A 26303-nucleotide genomic window follows, 5' to 3' on the forward strand; every position below is an offset into this window, starting at 1 on the left:
TTTCTCTAGGGCTGCCTACGGCAAACGTTATTTCATCTGTTGTATCGTCTTCTGGATCAAGCCCGGCCGGCGGATGGTTGCCTTGACCTGAACCTGAATATCCATGCGCTTGAATTGTTCAGGCCATGTGGTCTGCATCTTCCTCCACTCCTTAGGAAAACTGCGGTGGATAATGTCGGCGTAGCCGGTCACGTCAATCCCCATCTGCCGCACGGCATCCCAACCGGTAAACATCTGGTCGCGGACTTCCGCTTCGATGCTCCTCTCCATTTCACGGATGACCTCCGGTTTGGACAAGTCCTTGTTGCACGTGGATTCCATCAAATTCCCGTTCAGCTTGACGCTGACCAGCATCGTATAATGCGTGCCGGCATGGACGGGCCTGAGCTTCGTTTTCGCAGAGGTGATGATGATCGAATTATGCTTGTTTTTCGCTTGGGGACAAGGAAAGGATAGCTCGGTCCCCTTCACTTGATCGGTCAGCCACGACAGTCCCATGCTTTCTCTGCCGCTCAGATATCCCGCCAACCGGTCCCCGCTGAATACACCAAGGCGGGTCAGCCTCAAGGAAAGCGGAGGGGAGGTATCTTTGAGGACATCGAGCGAATGCAGTTTTGCCTTGTTCTCCTCCGTATCCTCACCCACAAAAGTAGCTACCGGTATGCCGATGCTTTTGGCATCCGAATGCAGGCTGAGCGCCAAATCAAAGATCGTTTTTTTCGGAAAAATCGATATGAATTTTGATTCTTTTCCCATAATATCGCTGTAGCTCGCACCCGGCAGCTTTTCGGGAGGAACCATTTTCTTCAGCAGATCCTTCGCCGTACCGTCGGTGATCAGCAGCTCTACGCTTTCACGCGATTCCGAATTTCGCAGGAACAAATCAACCAGCTCGCCAAGCCCCCTCTCTGCCGCTTCCCTGCCGACCACAATCACTTTGGCGTGAGCGACATACAGCTTTCGGGAGGCTTCCAAATTACTCTTCATTCGGGCGCCGAAAATGGTATCGGAAACCATGGAAAACACATAAATGGCCGGCTGTGAGCCCATCCCTGCCGAGCCGCCCGTACCGGAGGCCATGGAGGACGGGATGATCGTCTGATAGCTGATTTCCCATTTGTCCCCTACTCGGTCGATGCCGCCGGCTACCGTAATTCTCAGATCGTTCAGCTCAGCCCGGTTCCAGCAGCCTGTCGTAAGCAGCAGGCAAGCCAACAGCACCAAGCAGGCAATCCCTCTCTTCATCTCCATCCCCCCTTCCTAGGCCAATGGATCCCTTGGACGCCCGACCTCACGTTCTGCGAACGACTTCTTGTCTTTGGGCTGGCGCATCCGGTTCTGGTCCCCGATGCCTACTGGACGCGTGCGCAGCTTCCACCAGGGCGCCCGAATCATCTGGTCCTTTTGGTTCGTTTTGTTAAAAGGCGATGACGGCATGAGATAAGGTACGCCAAACGATTCGAGTGAGGCCAGATGCGCCATCAGCGGAATCAATACCCCAAGCACACCGACCAGCCCGAAGCTTCCGGAAAATATCATCAGTACAAATCGGAGCAGGCGGACGGACGAAGCAAAGTTAATCGCCGGAAGTGCAAAATTGGAAATCGCTGTAAAGGAGACGACAATCACGACGGCTGCCGATACCAGTCCCGCCTGGACCGCGGCCTGACCGAGCACTAATGCGCCGACGATAGAAATGGCCGGGCCGATCGCTCTCGGCATCCGGACGCCTGCTTCACGAATGACTTCAAAGGTCAGCTCCATCAGCAGCGCTTCGACCAGCGTCGGCAGCGGCGTAATTTCCCGCTGTGCGGCCAATGAAATCAAAAGCGGCATGGGAAGCAGTTCCTGATGGAAGGTGGTTAAGGAAATAAAAATCGATGGGAGAAGCAGGGCGGTGAAAAACGAGATCATCCGGACAATGCGAAGAAAGGAAGAAATATCGAATCGTTGATAATAATCTTCGCTGGAGGTCAGGAAACGGTAAAAAGTGACGGGAGCCACTAAAACAAAAGGCGTGCCGTCCACAAAGACGGCGACCAGTCCCTCCAGCAGCCCGCCGGCGACCGTGTCGGGCCGCTCGGTATTATATATAGTTGGGAAGGGCGACTGAACGCCGTCCTGTATCATTTCTTCAATGTACCCGCTCTCCAGAATCCCGTCGATTTCAATACTCTGGATCCGCAATGTCATTTCCTTGACGACCTCCGGGTTTGCGATCCCTTCGATATAGGCGATGGATACGTTGGTGCGCGTATAGGTTCCGATGACATGGGATTCAATGGTCAAGTGCGGGGATTTGATTTTTCGCCGGAGCAGGGCGATATTGGTCGTGATATCTTCCGTAAACCCTTCTTTCGGGCCCCGGATCACCGTCTGGGAGGAAGGCTCCTCTACGGATCGCCGGGAACCTCCATCGATATAGACGGCGAAAGCTTCCCGCATGCCTTGAACGACAATAACTGCCCTCCCGTCCAGGACCGAATGGATTAAATCTTCCTGCGTGCAGATGACCCGAACATTCCCCATGGCCAGCTGGTTTTTGAGCCAATCGGCAGATGCCTTGTCCGCCCGAAGCAAATTATCTAACTTCAAGCGGTTCAGGTTTTCCAGCAATTTGGAAAGGAGCAGCGAATCTACCAGGCCGTCGATATAGCTGACGATGACTTTATAGTCCGATTCTTGATCGGCTGCGAGATGATGGATGACAAAATCCGTATTTTTGCCCATGGATTGTTGGAGCAGCTCTAGACTGTCGGATAGTTCTTTGCTCAGGGGCTTCCCCTTAGGAGAATCCTGATGTTCTTGCTCCCGCTCAGGCCGGGGATAGGTATACAGAAACTTTTTCAGCCGCTGAATAAACAATGGGAAAACTCCTTCGAGAAATGATTACCATTATTTTGCTGTTTCCCCTGTTTTTTATGCATCAGGTTCCCTTGCCCGGTAACACCTCCGATATCCGAAAACGCAAAACCGCCCCCTATAACGGGAGCGGCCACGGTCATTGTGTGCATTTTTACCTCGATGATTTGGGCCGACCCGATGACGAATCATGCCCTCGTTGTTAAAGCTTAGAATCACGCTTCAGTTCTGTCGTTATGTAAGCAAAGATCCAGATCCAGTCAGAGCCCAAGAGCGATTTCTGCTTAAAAAGCGGCTGTTGGCCCTGGAGGAACCGGCGGATTGTACAGCTGGTAAGTCGTCTTGCTGGAGTAGCCCCAAACCATCCACAAAATCACATACACCGGAGCCAGGAAAACGCCGAAAAGGACATAGGCTCCGTTTTTGCCGAACGCGTTCAGCAGCCTCACCTGCCAGATAATGCCGAACACGATATTGGCAATCGGCACCAGCGTGATCAGGATCCACCATGCACTCTCCTTGATCAGCTTCAGCTGGAGAATATAATTCAAAATCGGGACAAACGCAAACCACGCGATGTCGTCTCTTCCCGCCTTTTTGGCAAGCTGGAAAAACGCTCCGCAAATGGCGATATAAATAGCCAGGTACAGCAAACTCAATACAACGATCATTAAACATCCTCCTGAAAATTGGGTATTGAGGTAAAAATGCACTTCTCTTTATTCGATGCGTTTCCTCAAATCCCTTCTTTAATTGTACTTTTTTCGACATAAAACTACGTCCCGGGACCGATGCATTTTCGAAGCACTCCGATTTCAGCCGGGCCTTTTATAACTTATTGCCGGCCTGCGGATTTATGACATCCAGCGATTCGCCGAAATCAATAAATTTCCGTCTCTCTGTCCGGCGGGATACAGGGACGAGCTGGAACGCATTGGAAAGATTCGTTACAATAAGGAATGGAGAACAGTACAGCGATAGGAGAAGAGGAACATGACGAGTGAGGTAGCTCAGGAAGAACAAAGCTTTGGCTTCTCGCGGGTATATGCAGTCGAACTGAAATATCGGCACAAGCCGGAAATCGACCGAAACCGTTTGTATGCAAGCATGGAGCGTTACACCGGCTCCACCCAGCAAGCCGGAGAACGCGAACATGCCGGCCTTGCGGTGTGGGAGCCGGATGAGTCCGGTCCGGATGATCTGCTGCACTTTTTTCACCTGGATTATAAGGTTGCCTATTCGGAAGGCGAGATGCCGGCGCAAACCAGCCTGATGCCGGTCCACAACCGCCCGGTAGACGAATACGCCACCGCCGTTCAGCAGTCCTGGCACTGGAGAGAAGCCGGAGAAGTCGTCAGCGGATGCGGTTATACGCTGCTGCTTACCGACCTGATGGCTTCCGGCCTTATGCCCCAAGACAGATTGCAGCTGATGACCGGCGCCCTGCGGGCCGTGCTGGAGGCGGCTCCATGCGACGCCGTCTAATTCCGGGCCAGCGACAAGCTTGTCGAGCCGCAGGCGTACCTGGCGGCGTTGGAACAAGGCGAGCTGCTGTACGGCGCGATGAACATCCGCTTTTATAACGTGGAAGGGACCGGGAGCGGGCGCAATGAAGGGCTGATGGATTCGCTTGGGCTGGCGGCGCTCGGGATTCCCGACGTCCAATGCCACTTCTTTGACCTCGACCCTTCCGAGCTGGCCGGCCAGCTGATGGATGTGGCGTACTATTTATTCCGGCAGGGAGACGTGATCGAAGACGGCGAAACGATCGGCTTCACCGAAGAGATGCGCTGGCGCTGCGAGCATCAATATGCACTGGCCGAGCCGCAGCGCGTCGTGATCGACATCGATCCAGGCGCCCCCTACTACGCCGGACGGCAGGAGAACAGCCGCTAAAATGGCCCGGACCCCGCGAATATGAACTCTTGATAACATCCGAATAACGCTTGATCATGCTTAACAGGCGGAGCGCAGAAGCACTCCGCCTGCCCTATTAGCGTGAAGAAGGAATTTGTTTAATGCGGGGTTTCCCGCCTTCCTGCACCACGATCATTCTCCCTCCGCCCTTTCTGCGGGTAGCGGCGATCCGGTTCAATAGCAGGATAAGCACCGTCACGCCGGTCACTGCATAGAGCACAATCACGGGAGCCTGCCGGCTGTCCGTTCCCAGCATGATTCCGTGGACAAGCGCCATCAAATAGGTGGGCATCGCCAGAAAATGAATCAAGCGCCAAGCCTTTTTGCCGAGCTTCTTCATCAGATCCGAGCTGATGATCAGCAGCAGCATCAAGTACAGCGACAAAATCCCCAGCCCCATCCACAACCGGTCGCCGCTCGCCTTAAAGGGGATCAAAAGATCCGCCAAGGAATACCCGACATACCGGTCGAACAGGAGAACAAGCCCGTGAGCCATACCGAATAACAAACCGAACCAGCCGCACCATTGATGCACCATGTTCAGCTTCGCTTTCACCGGCCCTTTGGCCCACGCACTGCCCTGCAGCAGCCCTGCCGCGATGGAAGCGAACAGGAGCATATAAGAGGTCAGCCCCGCCGCCCTCGTCGTGACCCACACCGATAAAATTTGACTGATGACGCTGCCGAAATGATGAAAGACCGCCATCATCCCGCCTCCTTTCCATTCTCCTGTCGATATGCTTCGATGAATCCCGCCGTACAGACGGAGCCGTCTTCGCAGACGAATACAGCCGCCGCGGCGGGATGTTTGCTTTCAAGCCACGCCGTCCCGGCCTGCAGGCCAAGGATCAGCAGGCATTTGGCATAGACCTCGGCCGCCGTCAGCGACGGATGGATGACCGTCGCCTGCGCCACGTCCGTCAGGCTCGGGATCATCGTGCGGGGATCGAGGATGTGATGCCGCTCTTGTCCCTCCCTGTCCAGCCATTTCCGCTTTAGCCGGCTGCTTGTGGCAACGCCCGCGTTCCTGCGGATGACGAGCGACTCAATGTCGCGGTCCAAGACGAATGGATCCGCTATGTTAACCTGCTGCGGGCGGTCCTCCCCGCCCCACAGCATCATGTCCCCGCCGGCGCTGACCGCCCCGTGCGCAATGCCCTTTCTGCGCATCATGCCCGCGAACTTCTCGGCGCTCCAGCCCTTGGCGATGCCGCCGAGATCCACCGACCATGCAGGAGGCAGCTCGATGCTGCGATGCAGCGGGTTCAGCTTGGCCCCGATCTCCGGGCCAAAAGCGCCCAGCAGCCTTGCAATAGCCTCCGTTCGGTCGGGTGCCTGTGAAGAAACCTCCTCTTCCTCGGCTTTCTCTCTGAAACTTCGGCCGTAGCCCAGATCAGACAGGAGCTGTCCGAGAAAAGGGTTAAACAACCCGTCTGCTCTATGGTAATAATCCACCGCCACGCTGACGGCTTCAAACAGGATCGGCGTCGCCATAAACGGCCTGCCTGCCGAACGGTTCAGCCGGGACAGCTCGCTGCCCGGATCGAAACGGGTCAAATGCTTTTCCACAAAAGCAAACCAGGACTCCGCTTCCCTCTGCTCCGCCTCAGGCAGTCCATGCGTGACAAAATCGGTGTTCATCGCTCTGAATGTATGCATCTTCAATCACCTCCGTCCAGCGCCTGCCGCTAGGAAGCGTGGGTGCGCATGGAGCCTTCCCCGCTGCTGCTTTGCCCGGAACCGAAGTCCATGCCCGACCGGGAGCGGCCGCCCATAAATCCGCGTTCCTGCCCGGAGAACCCTGCGTCCCCGCCGGAAGCTTCGTCCCGCCATTGGTTCTCGACGTCGCCGCTTAAGTCGTCTTGTCCCGCCCCGAAGATCGGGGAAGCGCTCGCCACATTCCCTGTAGCAGTGTCAGCCGGATTAAATTTGGAGATATATCCTACGAAACCTGTAAACATGACCACACCCGCCATGCCTGCCGTCCATTTGATCCATTTGGAATTTGCCATATACAGACCACCTTGTTTCAGTATGTTCATTTCCGTTATGCTGTCATTGTAAGGGGCGATGGTGAAAAGATGGTGAAAAGCCAAAGTCTCACAATAAAGTCTAGCGTTCAGGCAGTAGATTGCAAAAAAAAGATGACCCCTGTCCTTGCAGGGATCATCAATGGCCGGCGGGCGGCTCTAAACCGCCTCATATCCAAATGCTGATTGTCTCACGATATCGCACACCGCCTGTTTCGCGGTCAATTCCATACTTTCTCGGTCGTAACCGGCTCTAACCGGGCCTCAATGTCTCCTCGCAGCGGTTCAAACCATTCCGGCAGCATCAGCTTGCGTCCCAGCGCATCCGGGGCTTCGTCCCGGGCGAATCCGGGAGGATCCGTCGCAATCTCGAACAGGATTCCGCCGTGTTCCCTGAAATAGATGGCGTTAAAATACTGGCGGTCCTTAATCGGAGTGACGTCAAAGCCATTGACCGACACGCGTTCCCTCCACGCTTCATGCTCCGCGTTATCGCTTGCCCGCCAGGCGATGTGATGTACGGTTCCGGCAGTGCCATGTCCCGCTTCCATATTCTCCATACGAACATCGATCAGGTTGCCGAGTTCAGCCGTCGCTTGAAAACGGGCGTATCCGTCGTCTTCCCCGATTTTGGCCAGTCCGAGAAGGTTCTCAAGCACGTCGATCGTATCGGTATAAGCCTCGCTTAACAGAACCGCACCGCCTAATCCCTTGATGGCCTGGTCGTCCGGAATGCTTTCAAGCGGGCTTGCGCCCCCGGCTCCGTCTTCCCGCTCCACCAGTTCCAGGCGCAGTCCGTCCGGATCCGAGAACTGCAGATAGCTCTCGCCAAACCGCTTGCTGCTTGCTGCATCCCGTCCGAACCAAGCCAGCCGTTCCTGCCAAAAATCGATGGACCCGGGCGGAATGACAAAGGTTACGATGCCCACCTGACCGCCCCCAATCTGCCCTTGCCGGGCCCGAGGAAAGGGGAAAAAGGTCAGGATCGTTCCCGGAGATCCCGCCGGGTCGGCGAAATACAGGTGATACACCGTAGGATCATCGAAGTTGACCGTCTTCTTCACCAAGCTGAGTCCGAGGATACCGCTGTAGAAATCAATCGTTTCCTGGGGATTTCTTGAAAATGCCGTAATGTGATGAATACCTGCCGTGCGTGTGAACATCTGTATCGCTCCTTTAGGATTTTTGGATCCAAGATTTTATTTCGAATTCATTTATCTTAAATTAAAGATAAATGATGTTCTGCTTATTGTCAATCCATTTTTTCGGAGCGAATCCGATCCATCCCTTTCTCAAGCAGATTAGGGCCGCCGGCACTCCCCGGCAGCCCCTGTCTTCTGTAACTGCAATCCTATTTCCCTGCCAAATAAGCAGCAACTTCCGCCAATCTGGAGGCATAACCCCATTCGTTATCGTACCAGGTGGCGACAGACAGCATTTCTCCCTGCACCTGGGTTAACGGCAGGTCGATAATCGAGGAATGCGGATCGGCAACGATGCGTGACGATGCCCATTCCCCTTCCAAAACGTCAAGCACACCCTTCAGATCGCCTTCGCTTGCGGCCTGCCGGAACATATCATTGATCTCCTGAACGGTGCAGGGCTTCTCCGTGATCAGGTTCAGCTCGGCAATGCTGCCTGTACGCGTCGGAATGCGGTACGCTTTGCCGGTAATCTGCAGATCGTTCCAGATGAACTTGAGCGCTTTGGCGGCGCCGGAAGACGATGGAATGATGTTTTCTGCTGCAGCCCAAGAGTCCCGGCGGTCCTTCATCGGCTGATCGGTTAACGATTGCGTGTTCGTATACGAGTGTACCGTGGAGAATAAGCCGTATTTGATCCCGTAGTTTTCCCGGACCAATTTGACGACCGGAGCCAGCGCATTCGTCGTGCAGCTCGCCATACTGATGATTTTATGCTTTTCCGGATCGAAGCTGTCGAGGTTGATTCCTTTCAGCAGAACGGCGTCGCAGTCATCAAGCGTTTTGCTTGGTCCGCTGACCAGCACCCGTTTGGCGCCCCGCTCCAGGTGCTGTTCGGCCACAGGCCGCGTCACGGCCCGCCCGGTGCAGTCGACGACCAGGTCGACGCCGAGCTCACCCCAATGAGGCACTTCCTTGGCCGAATTCAAATACCGGATATCCCGGCCGCCGATCACGATCGCGCCTTCGCCGCCCGATACGCTCTCATGCCAGCGCTTGTAATTCGTGTCCACTTCAAACAGCGCAGCCAGCGTCGCTTCGTCTTTAATATCGGAGATGGAGTAAGGAACAAACCAATTTTGTTCCAACGCCGCCCGAAGCAGCTGTCTTCCGATCCGACCGAATCCATAAATTGCAATGTTACCCATAATAGCCTCAGCTCCTGATTAAAATGGTTATTGCCCGTTCATCTGCTGTACCTGATCGACCCACTGGATGAACGACCGCACATAACGCTGTACATACTTGCGGGTCGTTTCATCGGTCAGCTTACCACTCTCCGGATCAACCTTCTCCATCGCCTGCGATATATACATTTTTTGAAACGGCATCACATAAGACTGAACGGCGTCCAAGGTTTGCCGGATTTGCTGCTGGGACAAAATCGTCCCTTTAACGCCCGGCGTCGCACCGATGACCCCGGCCGGTTTATGAATGAGGACCGCGGTTTTGGTCGGGGTTGAGGCCCAGTCCAGCGCATTTTTCAGCACACCCGGGATGCCCGAGTTATATTCCGGGCTCACGATGATGATTCCGTCCGCCTGTTGAACCGCTTCGCGGTAGCGTTTGACCGACTCCGGGCTTTCCTCCCGGTCCAAATCCGCGTTGTACAAGGGCAGATCCGCAATCGAGATGAATTTATATTGTGCGGAATCTACAAGCTCCGGGATCGTATCCGCAATCATCCGGTTATACGAATGCTCCCTTAAACTCCCCACCATAATGCCTATGGTTGTCGCCATTTGCTATTTTCACCGCCCCTGCTATTCTTTGAGCCAAGCGTTCGCCAGCGCGATCGCGCCTCTAGCCGCCGCTGTGTCCGCAAGGGCATTCAGCATGACAAAGTCATGAATGGCCCCCTGGAAACGGGCAGCGGTCACCCGGACGCCGGCTTCGCGCAGTTTGTTGGCGTAAGCTTCGCCTTCATCGCGAAGAACGTCCGCTTCAGCGGTAATGACCAGTGCAGGAGGCAAGCCTTCGAGCTGCTCGCGCGTTGCCCGCAGCGGGGAAGCATAGATCTCCTCTTTATCGCCCGGCTTCGTAATATACTGCTCCCAGAACCAGGCCATGGCGTCCCGGCGCAGGAAATAACCTTCCGCAAACTGATGATAGGACTCCGTGTCGTTGCCTGAATCCGTCACCGGGTAGAACAGCAACTGTTTCTGAATGGCGGGACCCTTGCGCTCTTTCGCCATCAGCGTTATCGCAGCGGTCATATTTCCCCCGACGCTGTCCCCAGCCACGGTAAGGCGGTCTGTATCCAGGCCGTATGCCTCCCCATGTTCCGCAATCCAGGTCAGAACCGCGTAGATTTCCTCGATCGCCGTCGGATATTTTGCTTCCGGAGACAGGCTGTAATTCGGGAATACGACGCAGGCCTCGGCACCGACTGCAAGCTCCCGGATCAGGCGATCATGGGTATGCGCATTTCCGAACACCCAGCCGGCGCCATGGATATACAGAATGACCGGCAGCTTATTTGTAACGTTTTCCGGACGAAGCAGTCTGACCGAAACCTGTCCGCTCGGCCCTCCCTCAACGGTGATATCCTGAATTTCAACCGGCAGCTTCGGGACGTCGCCCGATTGAACCTCGTCTACGGCTTCGCGCCCTTTTTCCGGTCCAAGATCAAACAAATACGGCGGATTGGCGGTATCTTGTGCAAATTTCAAAGCAGCGGGTTCCAAAACAACCTTCTTTGCCATATGTATTCCCTCCCATTATTTATACTACAATGCGTAGTTTCAAAAAGCATGAAATCACCCGGTAAGGACCACGGCATCCCATGATGCCCGTCCATCAAGCTAAGGACCGTCCAATGTTGATCCGGTGCTCCGTGCAGCCAGAAGCGTAGTGGCAATCGATAAACGATACTTGACGCATAACATCTCTTTGGCAACGTTAGAATAGCACATAATGTTATTCGTGTATATAAAATTATATTAACTATATTTTTTTCCTTAATGTACAAAAAATCAGTAAAAAAGGCCGTTGTATTTACCCCTGCTTAACAATCCGGGACTTCGGTTACAGCCTGCAGTCCTATTTCCGAAAATGTAGTAGACCGGGATTTGAAAATTGATATAATAAATTGATTCTTCGGATGAGCGGCGGATTCGCTTTTGACTCATTTGACGGCATTCATCACATCAAGGAGGGGATCTATAAGGCTATGATTGAAAAAAAGGTGACCTGGCTGGAGCTGTTTTACGATCTTCTCTTAGTCGCAGCCGTGTCCAAAGCAACGCATGTCCTGCTGCATGCGGAACACGGAACCATTCCCTTGGAGTACCTGAGCAAATTCGTGTTGATTTTTATCCCGATCTGGTGGGGTTGGGTAGGACAAACGCTCTTTGTGAACCGATTCGGCCAGGATATTTTAATTCACAGGGTTTTCATGATCCTTCAGCTGTTGTTCGTTCTCGTCATGACGGCGAGTTTGTCCCCAGATTTTGACCAATACTATGTCCCCTTCTTTGTAGGATACATTGGCTCAAGGGTGCTGACGGCCCTGCAGTATCTTTTCGTCCATCGGGCCAAAGCGGCGCATCAGCAAGTGACCGCCTCCTATTTAGGCACCCACTTTTTGATCGGCATCCTGATCTCGGCCTGCTCGCTGTTCTTCGACTCCTGGATCCGGTATGCCGTCTTGTACGCGGGGATCGCCGTAGATATTCTGCTTCCCTTAATGGGGCGCCGGCACTTGGTCAGAACCCCCATCAATACGCATCACTTGTTCGAACGCTTCGCCCTGTTTACCTTGATTCTCCTAGGCGAATCGGTCGTCAGTATTCTGGCCGTGCTGCAATTTAATCACTGGGACCTACCGTCCGTCTTGTTCGTCGCCTTTACCAGCCTGCTGGTCATCGCCATGTGGTGGCAGTACTTTGATAACATCGACAAAAAGGTAAGCCGGGAAATCCACACGGCCGGCCAAATGATTATTTACGGCCATTTATTCGTGTATTTGTCGATGAGTATGATTGCGGCAGCCATTCAGCTGTTATACAAAGACCAGATGGATTACTCCTTCTTGCTGGCATTCGTGTTTGGGTCCGTGCTCCTGTATTTCTTATCAACCTCTGTGGTGTTTCACCGGTACAGACACAAACATTTGCGGCTGAAGCCCTATCATCTGGCTATTATGCTGGGGATTCTTGCTTGCTGCTTCGTGATTGACCTGATCTTCCCCGTCCCCGATTACGCCATCGTCGGAGAGATCATGATTTTTTTCATCGTCTACGCGAAGTTAACTACATAACCCGTCGTATCATCAAAAAGCGCATCTCTCCGTTGTATAGCGGGGGTATGCAGCCTTCGTCATCAGCCCCAAACCTTCAAGAGCTCCAAAGCCTTGGGTTTTGGGGTTTTTGTGATATGCAGATTTCTCCAAATCGTGCCTAGCCCCCAAACCATGGCTTGCACCCAAGCTGGAAGGGAAGGTTGAAGCACCCGCCAGCCCCCGATTCTTGACTCGGTTTGTCCGCCGGAAGTATGCTCTTATTAAACTTTAACTCCGGCACGATTTCAGGAGCTAGATCGAATGAACTAAATGATGCAAAACTTTAGTTCAATCTATATAGATGCGGGAAAGGATCGAATATGGATGAAAATATTGCTGGCAGAAGACGATATGCGGCTGGGAGAGCTGGTCGTGCACATGCTGAAGAAAAAAGGCGGCCATACCGCGGATTGGGTCACTACCGGCAGGGAAGCCTGCGAGTATGCCGAGGCCACCAATTACGACGTTCTGATTCTCGACTGGATGATGCCGGAAGGCGACGGCGTCTGGGCTTGCCGGCAGCTGCGGAAGGAAGGATACATGGGCGCCATCCTGATGCTGACCGCCAAGGACGGACTGCGGGACCGGATCAATGGGCTGGACGCGGGCGCCGACGACTATTTGGTCAAGCCGTTTGAAATCGAGGAGCTGCTCGCCCGGCTCCGCGCCTTGTCGCGGCGGAATTTTGCGCCCATTCAAGGTGAGGAAGTTCAAGTCCCCGGCCTTATCCTAAACCGGACCAACCAGACGGCAAGCATCGCGGGAGAGCTCGTCCAGCTGACGCCGCGGGAGTTTCAGCTGCTGGACCTGCTGATTCAGAACAAGGGCATCACTTTGACCCGGGAAGTCATTTTGGACCGGATTTGGGGACTCGACGCCGATGTCGGCCCCAAAGCGATCGACGCCATGATCAAGCTGCTCCGCAAAAAGCTCAGCGGACTGGATCAAGAGCTGATTCAGAGCATCCGGGGGGTCGGCTATAAAATTGAAGCCTAAAAGGAAATGGAAATCCCCCTTCGTCTGGCCCCGGCAGGGGAGTGACCTGTTCAAAAGAACCCAGAACCGATTGACGCTGCAGTACACCGCAGTGCTTATCGCTTTCCTCGCCCTGTTCATCGGAACGGTGTACGGGCTGCTGTATTTTCTGCTGATCAACGACCAGAAAAATCAGCTGAACGACTGGATTCAGGATATGTCCTATGCGTTTCATGAATCGATGGAGCATACCGGCTCCTATAATATTGAAGGTAATCTCGGCAGCAGCTATCCGTCGTTAGCGAACCAGACGGTGGGCTGCTTCAAGGACCCTCATGGGAATTTTCTGTACGAAGCACAGCAGCGGATGGGACTGAGCGCAGCGGTCGGCAGCGCGGTGGCGGAGTGGACGCCCGAAGGCGATCAGACGGAGTACAAGACCGTTACGATCAAGGAAACCGGCCGGGATGCAGATGCAGGGCCGCCAAGACACGGGAACGATCCCCGCAAGGTTGCTCCCGGAAATGTCCGCATGCTTCTGGCCGGCAAGGCCGTTTACGATAACGGAGTCTTTATAGGCACGCTGTACGTGGCCAAAGAGGTAGGCAGCCAGTACCGGCTGTTCGGCTGGCTCCTGCTCGTGCTGATCGGGCTCGCGCTGCTGTTCTGCGTCCTGGCCGTGTTTCTCAGCCGGAACATGTCGGTCAAGGCGATGGTTCCGATCGCCCGCTCGTATACGAGGCAGCGCGAGTTCGTCGCGGACGCCTCACATGAGCTGCGCACGCCGCTCAGCGTCATCCTGTCCTCCATCGAGGTGCTCGAAATGGAAAACAGCCTGAAGGACGATCCGTTCAGCCGGAGGGTGCTGGACAACATGCGGGAAGAAGCCAAGCGGATGACCGACCTCTCCAGCCACCTCCTGACGCTGGCACGCTCCGACTCGGATGAGGTTCAGCTGAGCATAACCGACTTTGATCTGGCAGCCGAAGCCTCTCGGACGGTGGCATCCCTGCTTCCTTTGGCGCAGGCCAAGCAAATTACGCTGAAGCTTCATGCGGAAGACGGCATGACCGTTCATGGCGATGTCCAGCGCCTGCAGCAGCTGATGGTCATCCTGTTGGACAATGCCATCAAGTATACGCCGGAGGGCGGCACCGTCTCCCTTGCCCTGGAGATCCGGGAGGACAAACGGAGAATGCTGCACATGACCGTCAGCGATAACGGAATCGGTATACCGCCGGAGGAACTGCCGCACATCTTCGAACGCTTTTACCGCGTGGACAAATCCCGCGCCCGGGAGCTGGGCGGCCACGGCCTCGGGCTGTCCATCGGCAGATGGATTACCGAAGCCCACGGCGGCACTTTGAGTGTGCAGAGCACGCCCGGCCAAGGCAGTACCTTCACCGCTGTCATTCCTTGCTAAGTTTTCCGGCACATGAAGTAAAAGGACATGCCCACCCTGTCGATGACAGGAAGCATGTCCTTTTTTCACGTCATTGCATAATTAGGTTACAGCTCTCGGGTCATAAAAGTGCTGTAAGGATCGAGCGTATAATCCGCAAATGGGCCGCACTCCTCAAATCCAAAGGCTGCGTACAGCCGTCGGGCCGGCTCGAACGACGCCATTGAGCCCGTCTCCAGGCTCAGCCGCCGGTATCCCCGCCGCCGGGCCTCCTCAATGATGTGCGCCAGGATGGATCGGGCCACGCCTTTACGCAAGTGGGCGGATGAGGTCCGCATCGATTTGATCTCGCCGTGGCTGGGATCAAGCTCCTTCAGCGCCCCGCAGCCAAGCAGCTCTCCCTGTTCCCATGCGCTCCAGAACGTCACATCCGGCCGCCGCAGCCCGTCCAGATCTAGGGCGTGAACACTCTCCGGCGGCGACTCCTCCGCCATGCCTTGAAGATGCTCGCGGATCAACGCGGCTATTTCCGGCCCGCTTAAATCGTCCAGCATAATTTCCATACCGTTCACCTTCACTCTGTTGGTAAGTTTCTTATCATGTGCTGTGATCATTGTACAGCCGGACGAGCCCTTAGAAAAAGGCAATCTTTCCGGGAAACCTTTCCCCTTTCGCCAGATGTCATGTTTTCCCGTACCGCAATCGCGGTTGATCTCCTGCTGTTAACCTTCCCCTTTAAACCAGATGTCTTTAAAATCCACCCACCCGGCGGCATTCAACCGAACGCCCTGCTGGGCCGGATGGGACAGCACCCGGGCTTCGTTGTATGTCAAATAGACGGCCGTGCTGCGCTCGATCAGCCAGGTTTCCAGCCGCTGAAACGCCTCGTCCCGGACTTCCGGTTCCGCCTCTTGAAGCAGCTGCCCCACAAGCCGGTCTACTTCCGCCTGCGTTCCGGGATCCAGCATGCTGCGAATGAAGCTGTACCGGGACAGCAAATATTCGATCTGCCGGAGCAGCCCCTCGCTCAGCAGCGCTTCGAACAGGATCAGGTCCGCCTCCCGGATCCGCTCTTCCTTCATTAATTCCTCCCAGGGCAGAATATGAACGTCAAGCCGAATTCCCGCCTGGCCATATTGCTGCTGAAGCCAGTAAGCCGCCTGCTCATGGCGACGGTACGCATACAGCTTCAGCGCCTCTCCGCTGTACCCGGACCGTTTCAATTCCCTGGATGCCTCTTCCGGATCATACAGCGGATCAGTGGCAGACGGCTGCGGCTCAAGATGAAAACCGAGGCAAGGGGAAGCATGCGGGTACCCCAGCTCCCGGACCATACGGCTCCGGTCAACCGCAAGTGCAAGCGCCCTGCGGAAGGAGCCGGTTTGCAAAATCCCCGGTTTCGCAAGGTTTATCGTCAGCATACTGCATCCGGTGACGAGACGGCTGCGCCGCCATGTTTTCAGCTCTTGACGGCGCGCTTCTCCCGTCTCGACGACCAGTACGCCCGGATTGGTCTCCACCGTCCATTCTCTGCCGGTGTCCGGGATGATCATCACTTCGATTCGATCGATCAGGCCCCGGGCTGCATAATAATCCGGGAAAACCTCCAGCAAGCACATTCCCGGCGAAAGCTTAGCGATCCGGTAAGGCCCTGCCCCGACGGGCAGGCTGCCGGGAACCGTTCCGGCCCCGGACTCCCCGCTGGCGCGGGAAAGGATGGCTGCCGCCGTATGCGACATAAATAACGCAAACAGGACGTTGGGCTGACGCAGCTCCATACGGATGGTGTAACGCGATTCCGCATTGATCTCAACGATGTCCCTGCACAGCCAGGAATGATTGTTGGATTCCTGCTGCACGCGCAGCAGGCTGTATTTGACGTCATCGGCCGTAAGCTCCGCGCCGTCGTGAAACGTCACGCCTTTTCGCAAATAGAACGTCCAACAACAGGCATCAGCACTAGATTCCCAATGATGTGCGACGCCCGGAATAACCTTGCCGGTGTCCATTTCCAGCTCAACCAGAGTCGCATGGATTTGGCGGATCAGATGGGTATCGAAAGCATACATTGCGTCCGCCGGATCCAGCGTCACGATCGGCCGGTATACCGGCAGGCGGAGCGTCTCCACCATACGGCCCTCCCCGGTCGTTTCTGTCCGGTATCCGAAATATCCGGTGAGCCAGTCCACAAACCGCTGCATCACTTCGGGTTCGCCCGCCTGCTCTTTTACCCAGAGCAGCGCGCCCTGTACGTCCCCCTGCTTCACGTATTGCTGCGCTTCCCGGATCACGAGTTCCCGGCTGTCCGTGAGGAACGTCAGCTCCGACCGATGGCCCCTGCCCTGCCCGGCTGCATACCGGATCAGGCCGGCGTCGGCCATTTTGCGCAGGATCAGCCTGGCGTTACGGGGCGTGCAGTACAGGGCCTCGGCCAGCCCGTCGATCGTCACCCGGAACGGCTCCCCTTCCTTTTCACCGGAATAAGCGTTTCGCAGCCGAAGGTAATCTTCTGCCAATTTCACCGGACATAGCCCCTTTTGTTCAGTTGAAAAAATAGTATGCATCCAACATACAAATTTTGCTGGCGCATTTCAATCCCACTGGCCGGGCTTTTCTGAAGGGAACAAAAAGGCAGCCTTCGGGCCCCTTCAGCCTTCAGACTGCCTGTCTGTATATTTTTCGGTTGTACGCGTTTGTTACGCCAACTACTTCAGCAGCTCCACTGCCTGTGTATCCTGAATCGGCATCCATATCTGCTTCACCTTAATGGTCAGCGGCTGCGGATAGTTTACCGCATCCTTGCCGAAGTTGTAATCGTAATCGTCTCCCATCGTGTCCTTCTTGTTGGACCAGCTATGTCCACCTTGGGAGTATCCTTCAGGAGACTGCCTTTTGTGGACGTTGCCGTCGGCATCGGTGAAGCTGTCATCCAGCGACAGCGACAGGCTCTCGCCGGCATAGGCGTTTTCGAGCTCACGGTGAATCAGCACCTCGCCGGGCCCAGCCGTCCGGGTGTATGAAATCAGGGTAAACCGGTCGTCCGGCGCCTCCACGATCTGCTTCTTCTTCAGGTCGATCACGATTTGCAGCTGGTCCTTGTCCACCGCAGCCGTGCCCTCCGTCTTGAGCCTAATGGAATCATACTCGGCGTATTCCTGGCCGCTGCCGTACATCAGCATAGCATCTGTACCCTCCGTGAGGGCCTCTGAATTGTCCCGAGAGTACCACTTCGGATAATACAGCTTTTCGACTTCGTCCCCGACTTTCCCGATGAGCACCGGACTGAGCAGACGGAATACTTGTTTCCCATTCGCCTGATCATAGTCCAGGTCGACGTACGTGTGCAGCGGCGTATAGATGACCTGAGTCACACGAACCTGCTGGCCGTCTACTGTCAGGGTCCGGTCTGGGCGCAGCACGCGCTCTTTGTCCTTGAACATGCCGGGATCGAGCTCAAACGAAATGTCGAACGCCGTGCGGTATTTATTGGAGCTGGACATCAGTGCTTCGTTTGACGTCTCCGTCAAGGTCACATGAAACTTGGCATCCTTGGTATATTGAACGGACGGGTTCAGGGGCACGGTGTAAATAAAATGATTGGCTCCATTCGCCGAAATTATGTTGCTGTTGCTTCCCGCTAATTCGACCGACGCTCCTTTGGACGGGGCTTCCACGCCGCCAAGCTCAAGGGATACGTCGGCGTTGATGACCTCTTTATCCGTTTGGTTGCGGACACCGAACAGCACATAAGCCATCCGGCCATCCGTGACGGCACCGTCCACCTCTACGCGATACCCTTTTTGTTCGACGCTTTCGGCAATCGGCTTGACGAGCCCCCGGTCCATTGCGCTCGCCAGACCCTTCAGATAGGTAGAGCGGTACGGATCTAAGGCGGACTGACTTGGTATCCCCGCCGTCTGCTTCGGCGCCGGCTCCTCCCGATGGGCCAAGCTGCCGATCGAGTAATTGATAATTAGCAGGGCCGCCGCGAGCGCCATAACCGTCCCCGTACTCCAAAAATAGAAACGCCGCTTTTCACGCATTTTTCCTCTCTCCATTCCTTTACGCATAGCCAGAGTCAATTTCATCTCAGGCAACGTTTCCGCATGCTTGTTTACTTCATAGGCATCCTGCAGCAGGATGCGCTGTTCTTTTTCGGGCATAACCTGTCCCTCCCTTCTGCTCAGCCTCTACATATATTTCCGGAGCTGCTTCAGGCCTTCCCGCAGCCAGGTCTTGATCGTTCCTTCCGGCTTGCCCAGCACCTTCGCGATTTCAACAGATGTCATGTCCTGGTAATATTTCAGCATGACGACATGCCGGTACTTCGGCTTCATCCGCTCCAGCGCACGCTGCAGGTCGATCCGCTCGCTGCTTTTCATCTCCTGCACGGCCCCTTCCTGCGGCTCCTCCACCGGAAACACCCGTTTCTTCCGCCGCAGCTCGTCCATGCAGCAGTTGATCGTGATGCGGATGAGCCACGGGGTGAAGGACTGCGGGTCCTTCAGCTTCTTCCGCTTCACCCACGCCCGGTATGACGCCTCCTGCACGGCTTCCAGCGCATCGGCTTCACTGCGCAAATAACTGTAGGCGATGGAATACAATTTTCGCTGCTCGGCGGTCAGACGCTCAAAAAACGCTTCTGCTTCCGTCAGCGTGGTTCTATTCATATGGATCTCGCTCCATGTACTATCAGCATTCAGCGTCCCCACTCCCCCCTCTGTATCTCTACAACCCGCTCACCGACGGGCCTCTTGGCGGCCGCTCTATAATATAGACGCGCGAGATTGGAAAATCGATTGAATTTTTTTAAAAGACGTCTGATTTCGGTCAATTAGTAAAAGAAATGGCCTTGAGGACACGTCCTCAAGACCGATAAAATTCCAGGAAGGGATGCTTTATATTTCGATAAGCATTAATCCATGCGAGTATGATTCTATTTAACTCGTACTCGTTTTGTGAGTTTTAATTCGCCTATTATTTTTCTCTAAACAATATCAATCATTCGTAACCTCGTTACCTCTCTTCTTCCATTCCACCATCTCCAAATAATGCCGGTTATACATAATCCCCAGCACATTGCCAAAGGGGTCCGTCACCGAAGCCGTAACAAATCCCTCGCCACGCGGAGTAATTAGTTCGTATTGCTTCGCGCCCATCTCCAGCAATTTCGTAAATGTGGCTTCCACATCATCAACATGCCAGTACATGATGGCACCGCCTGGACCCGGCACCGCTTGCGAAGGAGCATAACGGCGGCTGATCAGACCCAGCTCATGCTGGTAGTCCCCAACCCGGAACTCGGCATAAGCAAGCTCGCCAGACGGTCCGGTGCGTTTGAAGTACGGGGAGATGCCGAGCACCTCCGAATACCACGACACCGCTGCCTCCATATCGTCTGCCCAATAATTAATCGTCGCCATGCCTCTTAACGTTTGTTTTTCGCTCATGTTCATTTTCCTCCTTCGTTTGTTCCCTCATCTTCTAAGGCCATTATAGGAGGCAAAAGCTGACAACTATACGTCATAGTTTTAATAAAGCAAAAAACACCTCCAAGTGATGTCCATATCTCACGACATGGCTGTCATCACATGAAGGTGTCACGTTTCGCCTCGGGGATTCTCATAAAAACCCGGTCAGCTTTTCATAGATTTTCAGCAGCTGCTGCCTTTCTTCCTCGGTCAATTTTTCAAAAAGATTTCTGCGCAAAATTTGCCCGTCCTGATTCGCCTTGTGAACGATGTCGAGCCCCTTGTCCGTAATCCCCAAATAGATGATACGGCGATCCTTCTCATCGACGATTCGAACGGCTAACTGCTTCTGCACGAGTTTTTCCGATAGATGGGTCAGCGTCGGCGGGGTCAACCCCAGAGCCTTGGCGATATCCGAAGGCCGGCTGTTCCCGTGGTGCTGCAGGTGAGCCAGAACGAGAATATGGGAAATTCCAAGGTCCTCGTTGAACAATTTGCCCCACTGGATGATGAGGTTGTTCGTCACTTTATCCATATTGTGAATGATTTCAAAAATCGTCTGTTCTTCCATCAGGCAAATCCCCGCTTTCTGCAAGTCAAAGCCTCTAATCTGCATTAGAGGCCTTCATTATCATACATGCTTTTCAGCCGGGAATCCACCGCTCCTGGCAGCCCGTGAAGCCTGCGGCGTAGGACGATCCCGCTTTTAACGCAATTTAATGGAGCCCCCGTCCACCATAAAGGTTTGACCTGTGATATAGTCGGCGTCACTGCTGGCAAGAAACACCGCGACACGGCCGATGTCCTGCTCGGGATCGCCGAGCCGGCGCAGAGGAATTTTATTCAGCATCGCTTCGTATAGCTCCGAAGCATTCTCGCGCCACTGTTCCACGCCCGGCGTCAGTGCGATCGGGGAAATCAGATTGACGTTGATTCCTTCCGGACCCCATTCATTGGCCGCAACGCGCGACACGCCCCGGATCGCTTCTTTGGCGGCAGCATACGACGTCTGCGTGACCTGCCCGTCAATGCCCGCACCGGACGCAAAGTTGATGACCTTGCCTTTCGTTTTCTTCAGTTCCGGATACGCCGCCTGCATGAAATGAACAGTAGGATAAAAACCTGTTCCGAAGGATAAATCAAAAAGCTCCTGCGTTGTTTCCATAAAAGGGGCCTGTCTCGATACATGCGCATTATTCACCAAAATATCCAGCCTGCCGAAGCGCTTGACCACGTCGGCCACGATTTCATGCGCGCTCTCCTGCTTGGAAATATCCTTGATGAACAGCATTCCCTCTGTATATTGGTTAATCTCGGCGAGGGTATCTTTCCCTTTCTCTTCGTTCACATCGACGATCGCGATATGCGCGCCTTCCTTAGCCATAGCCAGCGCCATGCCTTTGCCGATGCCTGATGCACTGCCGGTAATGATACCGACTTTCCCTTGTAATTTCATGCTGCTTCCTCTTTTCGTTATATATTTAGTTATCTAATAATTTTATATCTAAATAATAACAAACCTCAATTTGACGTGCAAGTTGGTAGAAACTGCATCGCTCATAAAAGAGTCTATCGACGTAATGTCATAGAAGGATGACCGCCTTTTATTAGGAGTTATTCTGGCGCGGCTATAGAATGTTCCCTCGGCTGAAAATCTATTAGCCTAGAGAACAAAGCAACCGCACCCCGTACATCGGGTTGCGGTTGCTTGATGGAATATCAGCTCAGCGTTGCCCCTATTTGCCCTGTCTGTTCTGCGTGGGCAGTCGATAAGCCCATTTGCTGCTGCATTTTATTTACCCGGATGAAGATCGGCATCCGGCAGGACCTTCCAGCGCTGCCGCGGTTCGCCGGCGTCCGGGCCGCCAAGCTGCAGCTTTGTCCCATCGGCCGATACCTCCAGCGCCTGGCCGTTATGCACAGAGTATATCTTGACGACAGCGTCTTCTTGGTACTCCACTCGCCAGCGCTGGTTGTTGTAGCCGAGGTAGTCGTACAGCTGCAGCCGGCCCTGCCCCGTGTCGAGGTCCAGCGCTTTGCCCGCTTGGGTCCGGATAGACCATGTCCCGTCCCCGTTAGGAACGAAAACCCATACCTGCGGGGAAGCCCCTTCAGGGCCGCCCACCGTTACCGGTTCGCCGTTTTGCGATTCCGCAGCAAACAGTGCAAGGCCGGAGGCTGCGTTCACCAGCGTCGTTTCGGCCAGCTTGGCATCAGACATCCCGCTCACCGTCACCTGCTGGTAAAACGCCTGCCCGCCGAACACGTTCACGCCGAAGTGCCCCTCAGCAAACGTGCCGTCCTTCACGTCGAAGACTTGCACCCCGTCCACTTCCGCCCGGATCTGCGGCCCCTTCGCCTCAATGCGGATATGGTACGTTTTTCCAGGCTGGATGAACCTGGGGATCTTGGCCAGCACCTGCCTGTCCTCAAACCGCCCGTCTACTTTATAGAAGAGTCGAATGGCCTTCAGGTTCGGATCGAGATTGAAATAATACCCGCTGCGGCCATCTGCGCTCGCCCGGAACAGGATCGAGCCGGCGCCTCCTGTCTCCCCCAGCGTCATGTCGGCTTCCAAAGCAAAATCCCCGGCCTGCTCCTGCGCCATGTAGTTCGCATCGCTTGCATAGCTGCCCCGGATACCGCGTTCGGTCACGACCCACCGCGATGCCGACAAATCCGGCTTCCAGCCTGTCAGGTTCGTCGTAAACGTCCCGTCGGTGACAGTCACTACGCAGCGGGCCGAAGCCTTCCCGTTCGGCGACACGGCCGTAATGACGGCGGTTCCCGCCTTATTCGCCCGAAGCACCGCTTTCCCCGGAAATTCCCCCTGATTGGAGGAAGTCACCTGCACGACGCCGGGATTGCTGGACTTCCATACCATCGGCGGATGGCTTGCTCCAGAGGATTCCAAGTAAGATGCATACAATTTCTCCTCATCCCCCTTAGACAATTCCATCTCTTTCCGATCCAGGACGATCGAGGAGCCCGTCTTCCGCCCTTCACGCCATACATTGTCCAGCGCATGCACCTGCAAGGACACGAGCTTCACTTTACCTCCCTTGGTATAGAAGCTCATGCCCCGCCGGGCCGGATCCGGAAAAATCAGGTCGGAAAAGACGACCCTGCCGTCATTGCCGAACACTTCCACCGAGGATTCATCCACAAGGATCCGCAGGCGGATGCGGCTGCCGTCCGGCTGGAGCGCGGCCTCATGCCTCATCTGCAGCAGGCTCGAGTAATCGGTAACGCCGGATGACGAGCGGTCCACAAATAGTTTCTGTTCGGCAGTCTTGTACCCGATCATCGTCTTCTGCCCGCCGCCTTCGCGGACCGTAAATCCGAATTCAGCTGCGGCTCCGCTTTGCGGCAGCTCGATGTCGGCTTCGATTTCATAGGCGCCTGCTGAAATTCCTCCAAGCACGTTCGCTGCCGATTCGCTAACCTCACGGTTTTTCACGCTGAACAAGGTGCTGCGCAGCCCGGCAAGCTCCCGGATTGGCGACTGGAACAGCCGGATGCCGTTGTCCGTCGTATGCAGCGTGACCTCCCGCGGTACGGTCATTTGCCCCTTCCAGCCTTCCGTCGGAAAGCTGAACGGGTAATCCCAGTTCGTCATCCAGGCCAGCAGAATCCGCCGCCCGTCCGGCGTGCCGTAGAAAGACATTGAGGCATAAAATTCTTTGCCCCAATCCGTCTTCAGCACGGTTCCGGCCGGATTGTCGTTCACGAATTTCCCTTCCGGTGTCAGCTCCCCGATAAAATACTCCGCGTCCGAGCCCTGCGTTTTCGGATTCGCGCCGGTGCTGATCATCAGCACCCATTTGCGCCGGTCCGTGCCGTCTACCGGAAGCTGAAACAGGTCCGGGCACTCCCACACCCCGCCGCGTACGTACTCCCCGTATCCGAAATTGTCGGTCAGCGTCCAGTCGATCAAATTGCGGGAGGTAAAGAAACGGATGTGATCTCCGCCTGAGACGACCATCACCCAGCGGCCGTTCGCCTCATCCCGGACGACCTTCGGATCGCGGAAGTCCCAGCCGCCCGGGTCGGCACCGTTTTTGCCGGGATTATCGATCACGACCGGGTGCTCCGCCGAGTACTGCCAGGTCCGTCCCTGGTCGGTGCTGTAGGCCAGCCCGATCTTTTGGTTGCCGTTCGGCAGATCCGGCGAATAGGAAGTATAGTACGCGATCAGCCCCTTGCCGCCTGAACTTCCGAACAATCCGGAAGCGTTCGTCGTGTCGGCCACTGCCGAGCCTGACCAGACATGCCCCAGATCGTTCCAGGGCAGGGCGATCGGCAGCTGCTTCCAGTGCAGCAGGTCACGGCTGACGGCATGCGCCCACTGTCCCCCATCCTGATGGAACAGATGGTATTCTCCTTCAAAATAAACGAGACCGTTCGGGTCGCTTGCCGACCCCCGGATCGGGCTGTAATGGTACTCCGGCCGATACGTTTCCGTATAGTATTCGGAGTCAAGCGTGACATAGGCATCCTGGACGTATGCCGTGCCTTCTCTTACAACCAGTCCGGTATATCCGGCCGAATAACTGTCGTCCGTCACGTCCACGGCGGCGGGAGCATATCCGTCCACAAACACCTGAATCCTCGGCCCGACGGCCTGAATCTCCAGATGATGCTTGGCGTTTGGCGAATCGGGGTAAACGCTAGTCGAGGCGCTGATGAGAGATCCGTCCATTTTCCGCAGCAGTACTTGCACCCCGCTTCCTTGGTGCCGCAGCACAGCTTCATATCCTGCGGTTCCCTCCGCATTTGTCCGAATCAGCAGTCCCGCGGATGAGGCTTCACCCAGTGTGACATTGCCTTCATAGACGGCGTCTGCAGCAATGTTCCGGTATACCCGTAACGCGGTTTGTCCCGTCGTTCCCGTTCCTTTAAGCCCTTTGAGATCGGGCTGCCAGCTTCCGGTTGAAGCGAGCACGCCGTCCAGATTGCCAGCAAGGCTTCCGACCTTCACATTCTGAAATACGGCGGAACCGTTCCACACATGAAGCCCAAGATATCCGGAAGCATAGGCGGTATCAACCGCACGGATGACCGGCTGATATTGGCTGCCCCAATACACCTGCAGGCTCGTTCCCTCAGCCTTCACTTTCAGGTGATAGATTTCGCCGACCTTCAGCGGCACCTGACGTTCTTCCTTGAGCCCTCCTCCGGCTGCGTTTTTCAAGCGGATGATGCCCGACGACGGCACGATTTGCAGCATGTATGAGGACCAGCCGTCGCTGCTAGAGCGGAAAAGCAGCGAAGCATCAGCCTCGGCGTTTTGGATCATGACATCGGCTTCGTAGATAAAATCGTCCGCCTTCGTGCTGGAGACCGCCATCACGTTCTCCTGCGGATCGGAAGCCAGCTTCATCCCCTCCGCCGTCTGCTCAAGCTTGCCCTTGCCCTGGACCTGCCAGCCTTCCAGGTTCGTATTGACGCCCGCCGCCATCGTGTCCGCCTCCTTTGTTAATGCAGCTGCCGCGCCGTTAACTTCAACTTCGGAATCTGCAGGCATCGCCCATCCCCGGCCTTCGTCAGACTCATACAGCAGGATGGACGCACATGCCAAAATTCCGGCCAGGCACGCGGACAGCATCTTTCTTGCTGATCTCATCAACACTCCTCCTTATCATCAGAACAATATGTAGAAATGACATATAAACAAAGACAAGCTTATACATGAAACAAATCTGTGCATAAAAACAAACCTGTGCATGAAAACAAAGCGGTGAATGAAGACAAGCCTGATGCATGAAAACAATGTCTTGTAACCGCTTACAATATGCGGCGTTAAACTGGCGTTTTCCTTATAAACAAACAGTGCAGTGCACTCAAATCGGACATGAACGATGTCTGAACTGAGCTGGGCTGGACTTGGCTTAGAGAGAAACCGAACAGGATATGCCGAGTATATTCAAGGTTAGTCCTTGGCTTGTTCTTGGCTTGTTCTTGGCTTGTTCTTGGCTTGTTCTTGGCTTGTTCTTGGCTTATTCTTGCCCCTGTCTCTCCAAAACCTGTCCAGCATCATCTCAGTTGTTCCTCCCAGCCTAATTCGGCTCAGCACGATATGTATACCGTTTGTACCATCGCCCGCTTTCGGGCAGCCGGTCTGTACTGCGGCTGGCTGCCCCCAAGCGAAGGCGGGATTGA

At 55.0% G+C, this 26303-nt stretch carries 23 protein-coding genes; 5 read left to right on the forward strand and 18 right to left on the reverse strand.

The window, feature by feature from the left end; genetic code table 11:
- Positions 1-27: 27 nt before the first annotated feature.
- The 3 genes from C7820_RS13900 to C7820_RS13910 all read right to left on the reverse strand — a co-directional run bounded on the left by C7820_RS13900 (position 28) and on the right by C7820_RS13910 (position 3533).
- The gene (locus C7820_RS13900; protein ID WP_181909025.1) at positions 28-1245 is read right to left on the reverse strand and encodes a Ger(x)C family spore germination protein; all 1218 of its coding nucleotides are present in this window, start codon (positions 1243-1245) and stop codon (positions 28-30) included.
- A gap of 15 nt (positions 1246-1260) precedes the next feature.
- Positions 1261-2865, reverse strand: a complete 1605-nt coding sequence (locus C7820_RS13905; RefSeq protein WP_258875229.1) for a spore germination protein — start codon at positions 2863-2865, stop codon at positions 1261-1263.
- Positions 2866-3146: 281 nt separating this feature from the next.
- Positions 3147-3533, reverse strand: a complete 387-nt coding sequence (locus tag C7820_RS13910) for a DUF5684 domain-containing protein (RefSeq protein WP_116231375.1) — start codon at positions 3531-3533, stop codon at positions 3147-3149.
- Positions 3534-3855: 322 nt separating this feature from the next.
- On the opposite strand from C7820_RS13910, the gene C7820_RS34040 reads away from it, so the two are divergent.
- Entirely contained in the window at positions 3856-4347 is a 492-nt protein-coding gene (locus C7820_RS34040; protein WP_309545752.1) for a hypothetical protein, read from the forward strand.
- Positions 4348-4395: 48 nt separating this feature from the next.
- Positions 4396-4758, forward strand: coding sequence for a DUF4261 domain-containing protein (locus C7820_RS34045; protein ID WP_309545753.1), 363 nt, complete (start codon positions 4396-4398; stop codon positions 4756-4758).
- Between the two features lie 97 nt (positions 4759-4855).
- On the opposite strand, the gene C7820_RS13920 is transcribed toward C7820_RS34045, so the two are convergent.
- From C7820_RS13920 to C7820_RS13950, 7 genes are all read right to left on the reverse strand, one after another.
- A complete protein-coding gene (locus tag C7820_RS13920; RefSeq protein ID WP_116231376.1) occupies positions 4856-5485 on the reverse strand; it encodes a ferric reductase-like transmembrane domain-containing protein in 630 nt (209 codons plus the stop codon).
- The gene (locus tag C7820_RS13925; protein ID WP_116231377.1) at positions 5485-6438 is read right to left on the reverse strand and encodes an FAD:protein FMN transferase; all 954 of its coding nucleotides are present in this window, start codon (positions 6436-6438) and stop codon (positions 5485-5487) included. The genes C7820_RS13920 and C7820_RS13925 overlap by 1 nt, the downstream gene beginning before the upstream one ends.
- A gap of 29 nt (positions 6439-6467) precedes the next feature.
- Complete coding sequence (locus tag C7820_RS13930; RefSeq protein ID WP_116231378.1) at positions 6468-6791, reverse strand: hypothetical protein; 324 nt, start codon at positions 6789-6791, stop codon at positions 6468-6470.
- A 239-nt stretch (positions 6792-7030) separates the two neighbouring features.
- The gene (locus tag C7820_RS13935) at positions 7031-7972 is read right to left on the reverse strand and encodes a ring-cleaving dioxygenase (protein WP_116231379.1); all 942 of its coding nucleotides are present in this window, start codon (positions 7970-7972) and stop codon (positions 7031-7033) included.
- 188 nt (positions 7973-8160) lie between these two features.
- Positions 8161-9159, reverse strand: a complete 999-nt coding sequence (locus C7820_RS13940; RefSeq protein WP_116231380.1) for a type I glyceraldehyde-3-phosphate dehydrogenase — start codon at positions 9157-9159, stop codon at positions 8161-8163.
- Between the two features lie 27 nt (positions 9160-9186).
- Entirely contained in the window at positions 9187-9753 is a 567-nt protein-coding gene (locus tag C7820_RS13945; protein ID WP_116231381.1) for an NADPH-dependent FMN reductase, read from the reverse strand.
- A gap of 21 nt (positions 9754-9774) precedes the next feature.
- Positions 9775-10716, reverse strand: coding sequence for an alpha/beta hydrolase (locus C7820_RS13950; RefSeq protein ID WP_116231382.1), 942 nt, complete (start codon positions 10714-10716; stop codon positions 9775-9777).
- 467 nt (positions 10717-11183) lie between these two features.
- Here C7820_RS13950 and C7820_RS13955 point away from each other — a divergent pair, with 467 nt between their 5' ends.
- The 3 genes from C7820_RS13955 to C7820_RS13965 all read left to right on the forward strand — a co-directional run bounded on the left by C7820_RS13955 (position 11184) and on the right by C7820_RS13965 (position 14691).
- Positions 11184-12272 carry a low temperature requirement protein A gene (locus tag C7820_RS13955; protein WP_116231779.1) on the forward strand — a complete coding sequence of 363 codons (1089 nt, stop codon included), beginning with the start codon at positions 11184-11186 and terminating at the stop codon, positions 12270-12272.
- A 345-nt stretch (positions 12273-12617) separates the two neighbouring features.
- Positions 12618-13289 (forward strand): response regulator transcription factor, encoded by a 672-nt coding sequence (locus C7820_RS13960; RefSeq protein ID WP_116231383.1) that lies wholly within the window; start codon positions 12618-12620, stop codon positions 13287-13289.
- Positions 13279-14691 carry a sensor histidine kinase gene (locus tag C7820_RS13965; RefSeq protein WP_116231384.1) on the forward strand — a complete coding sequence of 471 codons (1413 nt, stop codon included), beginning with the start codon at positions 13279-13281 and terminating at the stop codon, positions 14689-14691. Before C7820_RS13960 ends, C7820_RS13965 begins: the two co-directional genes overlap by 11 nt.
- An 86-nt stretch (positions 14692-14777) precedes the next feature.
- On the opposite strand, the gene C7820_RS13970 is transcribed toward C7820_RS13965, so the two are convergent.
- From C7820_RS13970 to C7820_RS14005, 8 genes are all read right to left on the reverse strand, one after another.
- The gene (locus tag C7820_RS13970) at positions 14778-15233 is read right to left on the reverse strand and encodes a GNAT family N-acetyltransferase (RefSeq protein WP_116231385.1); all 456 of its coding nucleotides are present in this window, start codon (positions 15231-15233) and stop codon (positions 14778-14780) included.
- 159 nt (positions 15234-15392) lie between these two features.
- Positions 15393-17192: an ABC transporter substrate-binding protein gene (locus tag C7820_RS13975; protein WP_181909026.1), complete on the reverse strand. Its 1800-nt coding sequence runs from the start codon at positions 17190-17192 to the stop codon at positions 15393-15395.
- A gap of 183 nt (positions 17193-17375) precedes the next feature.
- Positions 17376-18833, reverse strand: a complete 1458-nt coding sequence (locus tag C7820_RS13980) for a DUF4179 domain-containing protein (protein ID WP_116231387.1) — start codon at positions 18831-18833, stop codon at positions 17376-17378.
- Positions 18834-18860: 27 nt separating this feature from the next.
- Complete coding sequence (locus C7820_RS13985; RefSeq protein WP_076168631.1) at positions 18861-19340, reverse strand: sigma-70 family RNA polymerase sigma factor; 480 nt, start codon at positions 19338-19340, stop codon at positions 18861-18863.
- A gap of 327 nt (positions 19341-19667) precedes the next feature.
- Positions 19668-20120, reverse strand: a complete 453-nt coding sequence (locus C7820_RS13990) for a VOC family protein (RefSeq protein ID WP_116231388.1) — start codon at positions 20118-20120, stop codon at positions 19668-19670.
- 172 nt (positions 20121-20292) lie between these two features.
- Positions 20293-20757, reverse strand: a complete 465-nt coding sequence (locus C7820_RS13995; RefSeq protein ID WP_309545754.1) for a MarR family winged helix-turn-helix transcriptional regulator — start codon at positions 20755-20757, stop codon at positions 20293-20295.
- Between the two features lie 90 nt (positions 20758-20847).
- Positions 20848-21597 (reverse strand): SDR family NAD(P)-dependent oxidoreductase, encoded by a 750-nt coding sequence (locus tag C7820_RS14000; RefSeq protein ID WP_116231389.1) that lies wholly within the window; start codon positions 21595-21597, stop codon positions 20848-20850.
- A gap of 336 nt (positions 21598-21933) precedes the next feature.
- Positions 21934-25767 (reverse strand): GH32 C-terminal domain-containing protein, encoded by a 3834-nt coding sequence (locus tag C7820_RS14005; RefSeq protein ID WP_397334135.1) that lies wholly within the window; start codon positions 25765-25767, stop codon positions 21934-21936.
- Between the last annotated feature and the right edge of the window lie 536 nt (positions 25768-26303).

Origin of the sequence: Paenibacillus sp. VMFN-D1 (assembly GCF_003386155.1) — a bacterium.
Classification (GTDB): Bacteria; Bacillota; Bacilli; order Paenibacillales; family Paenibacillaceae; genus Paenibacillus_AQ; species Paenibacillus_AQ favisporus.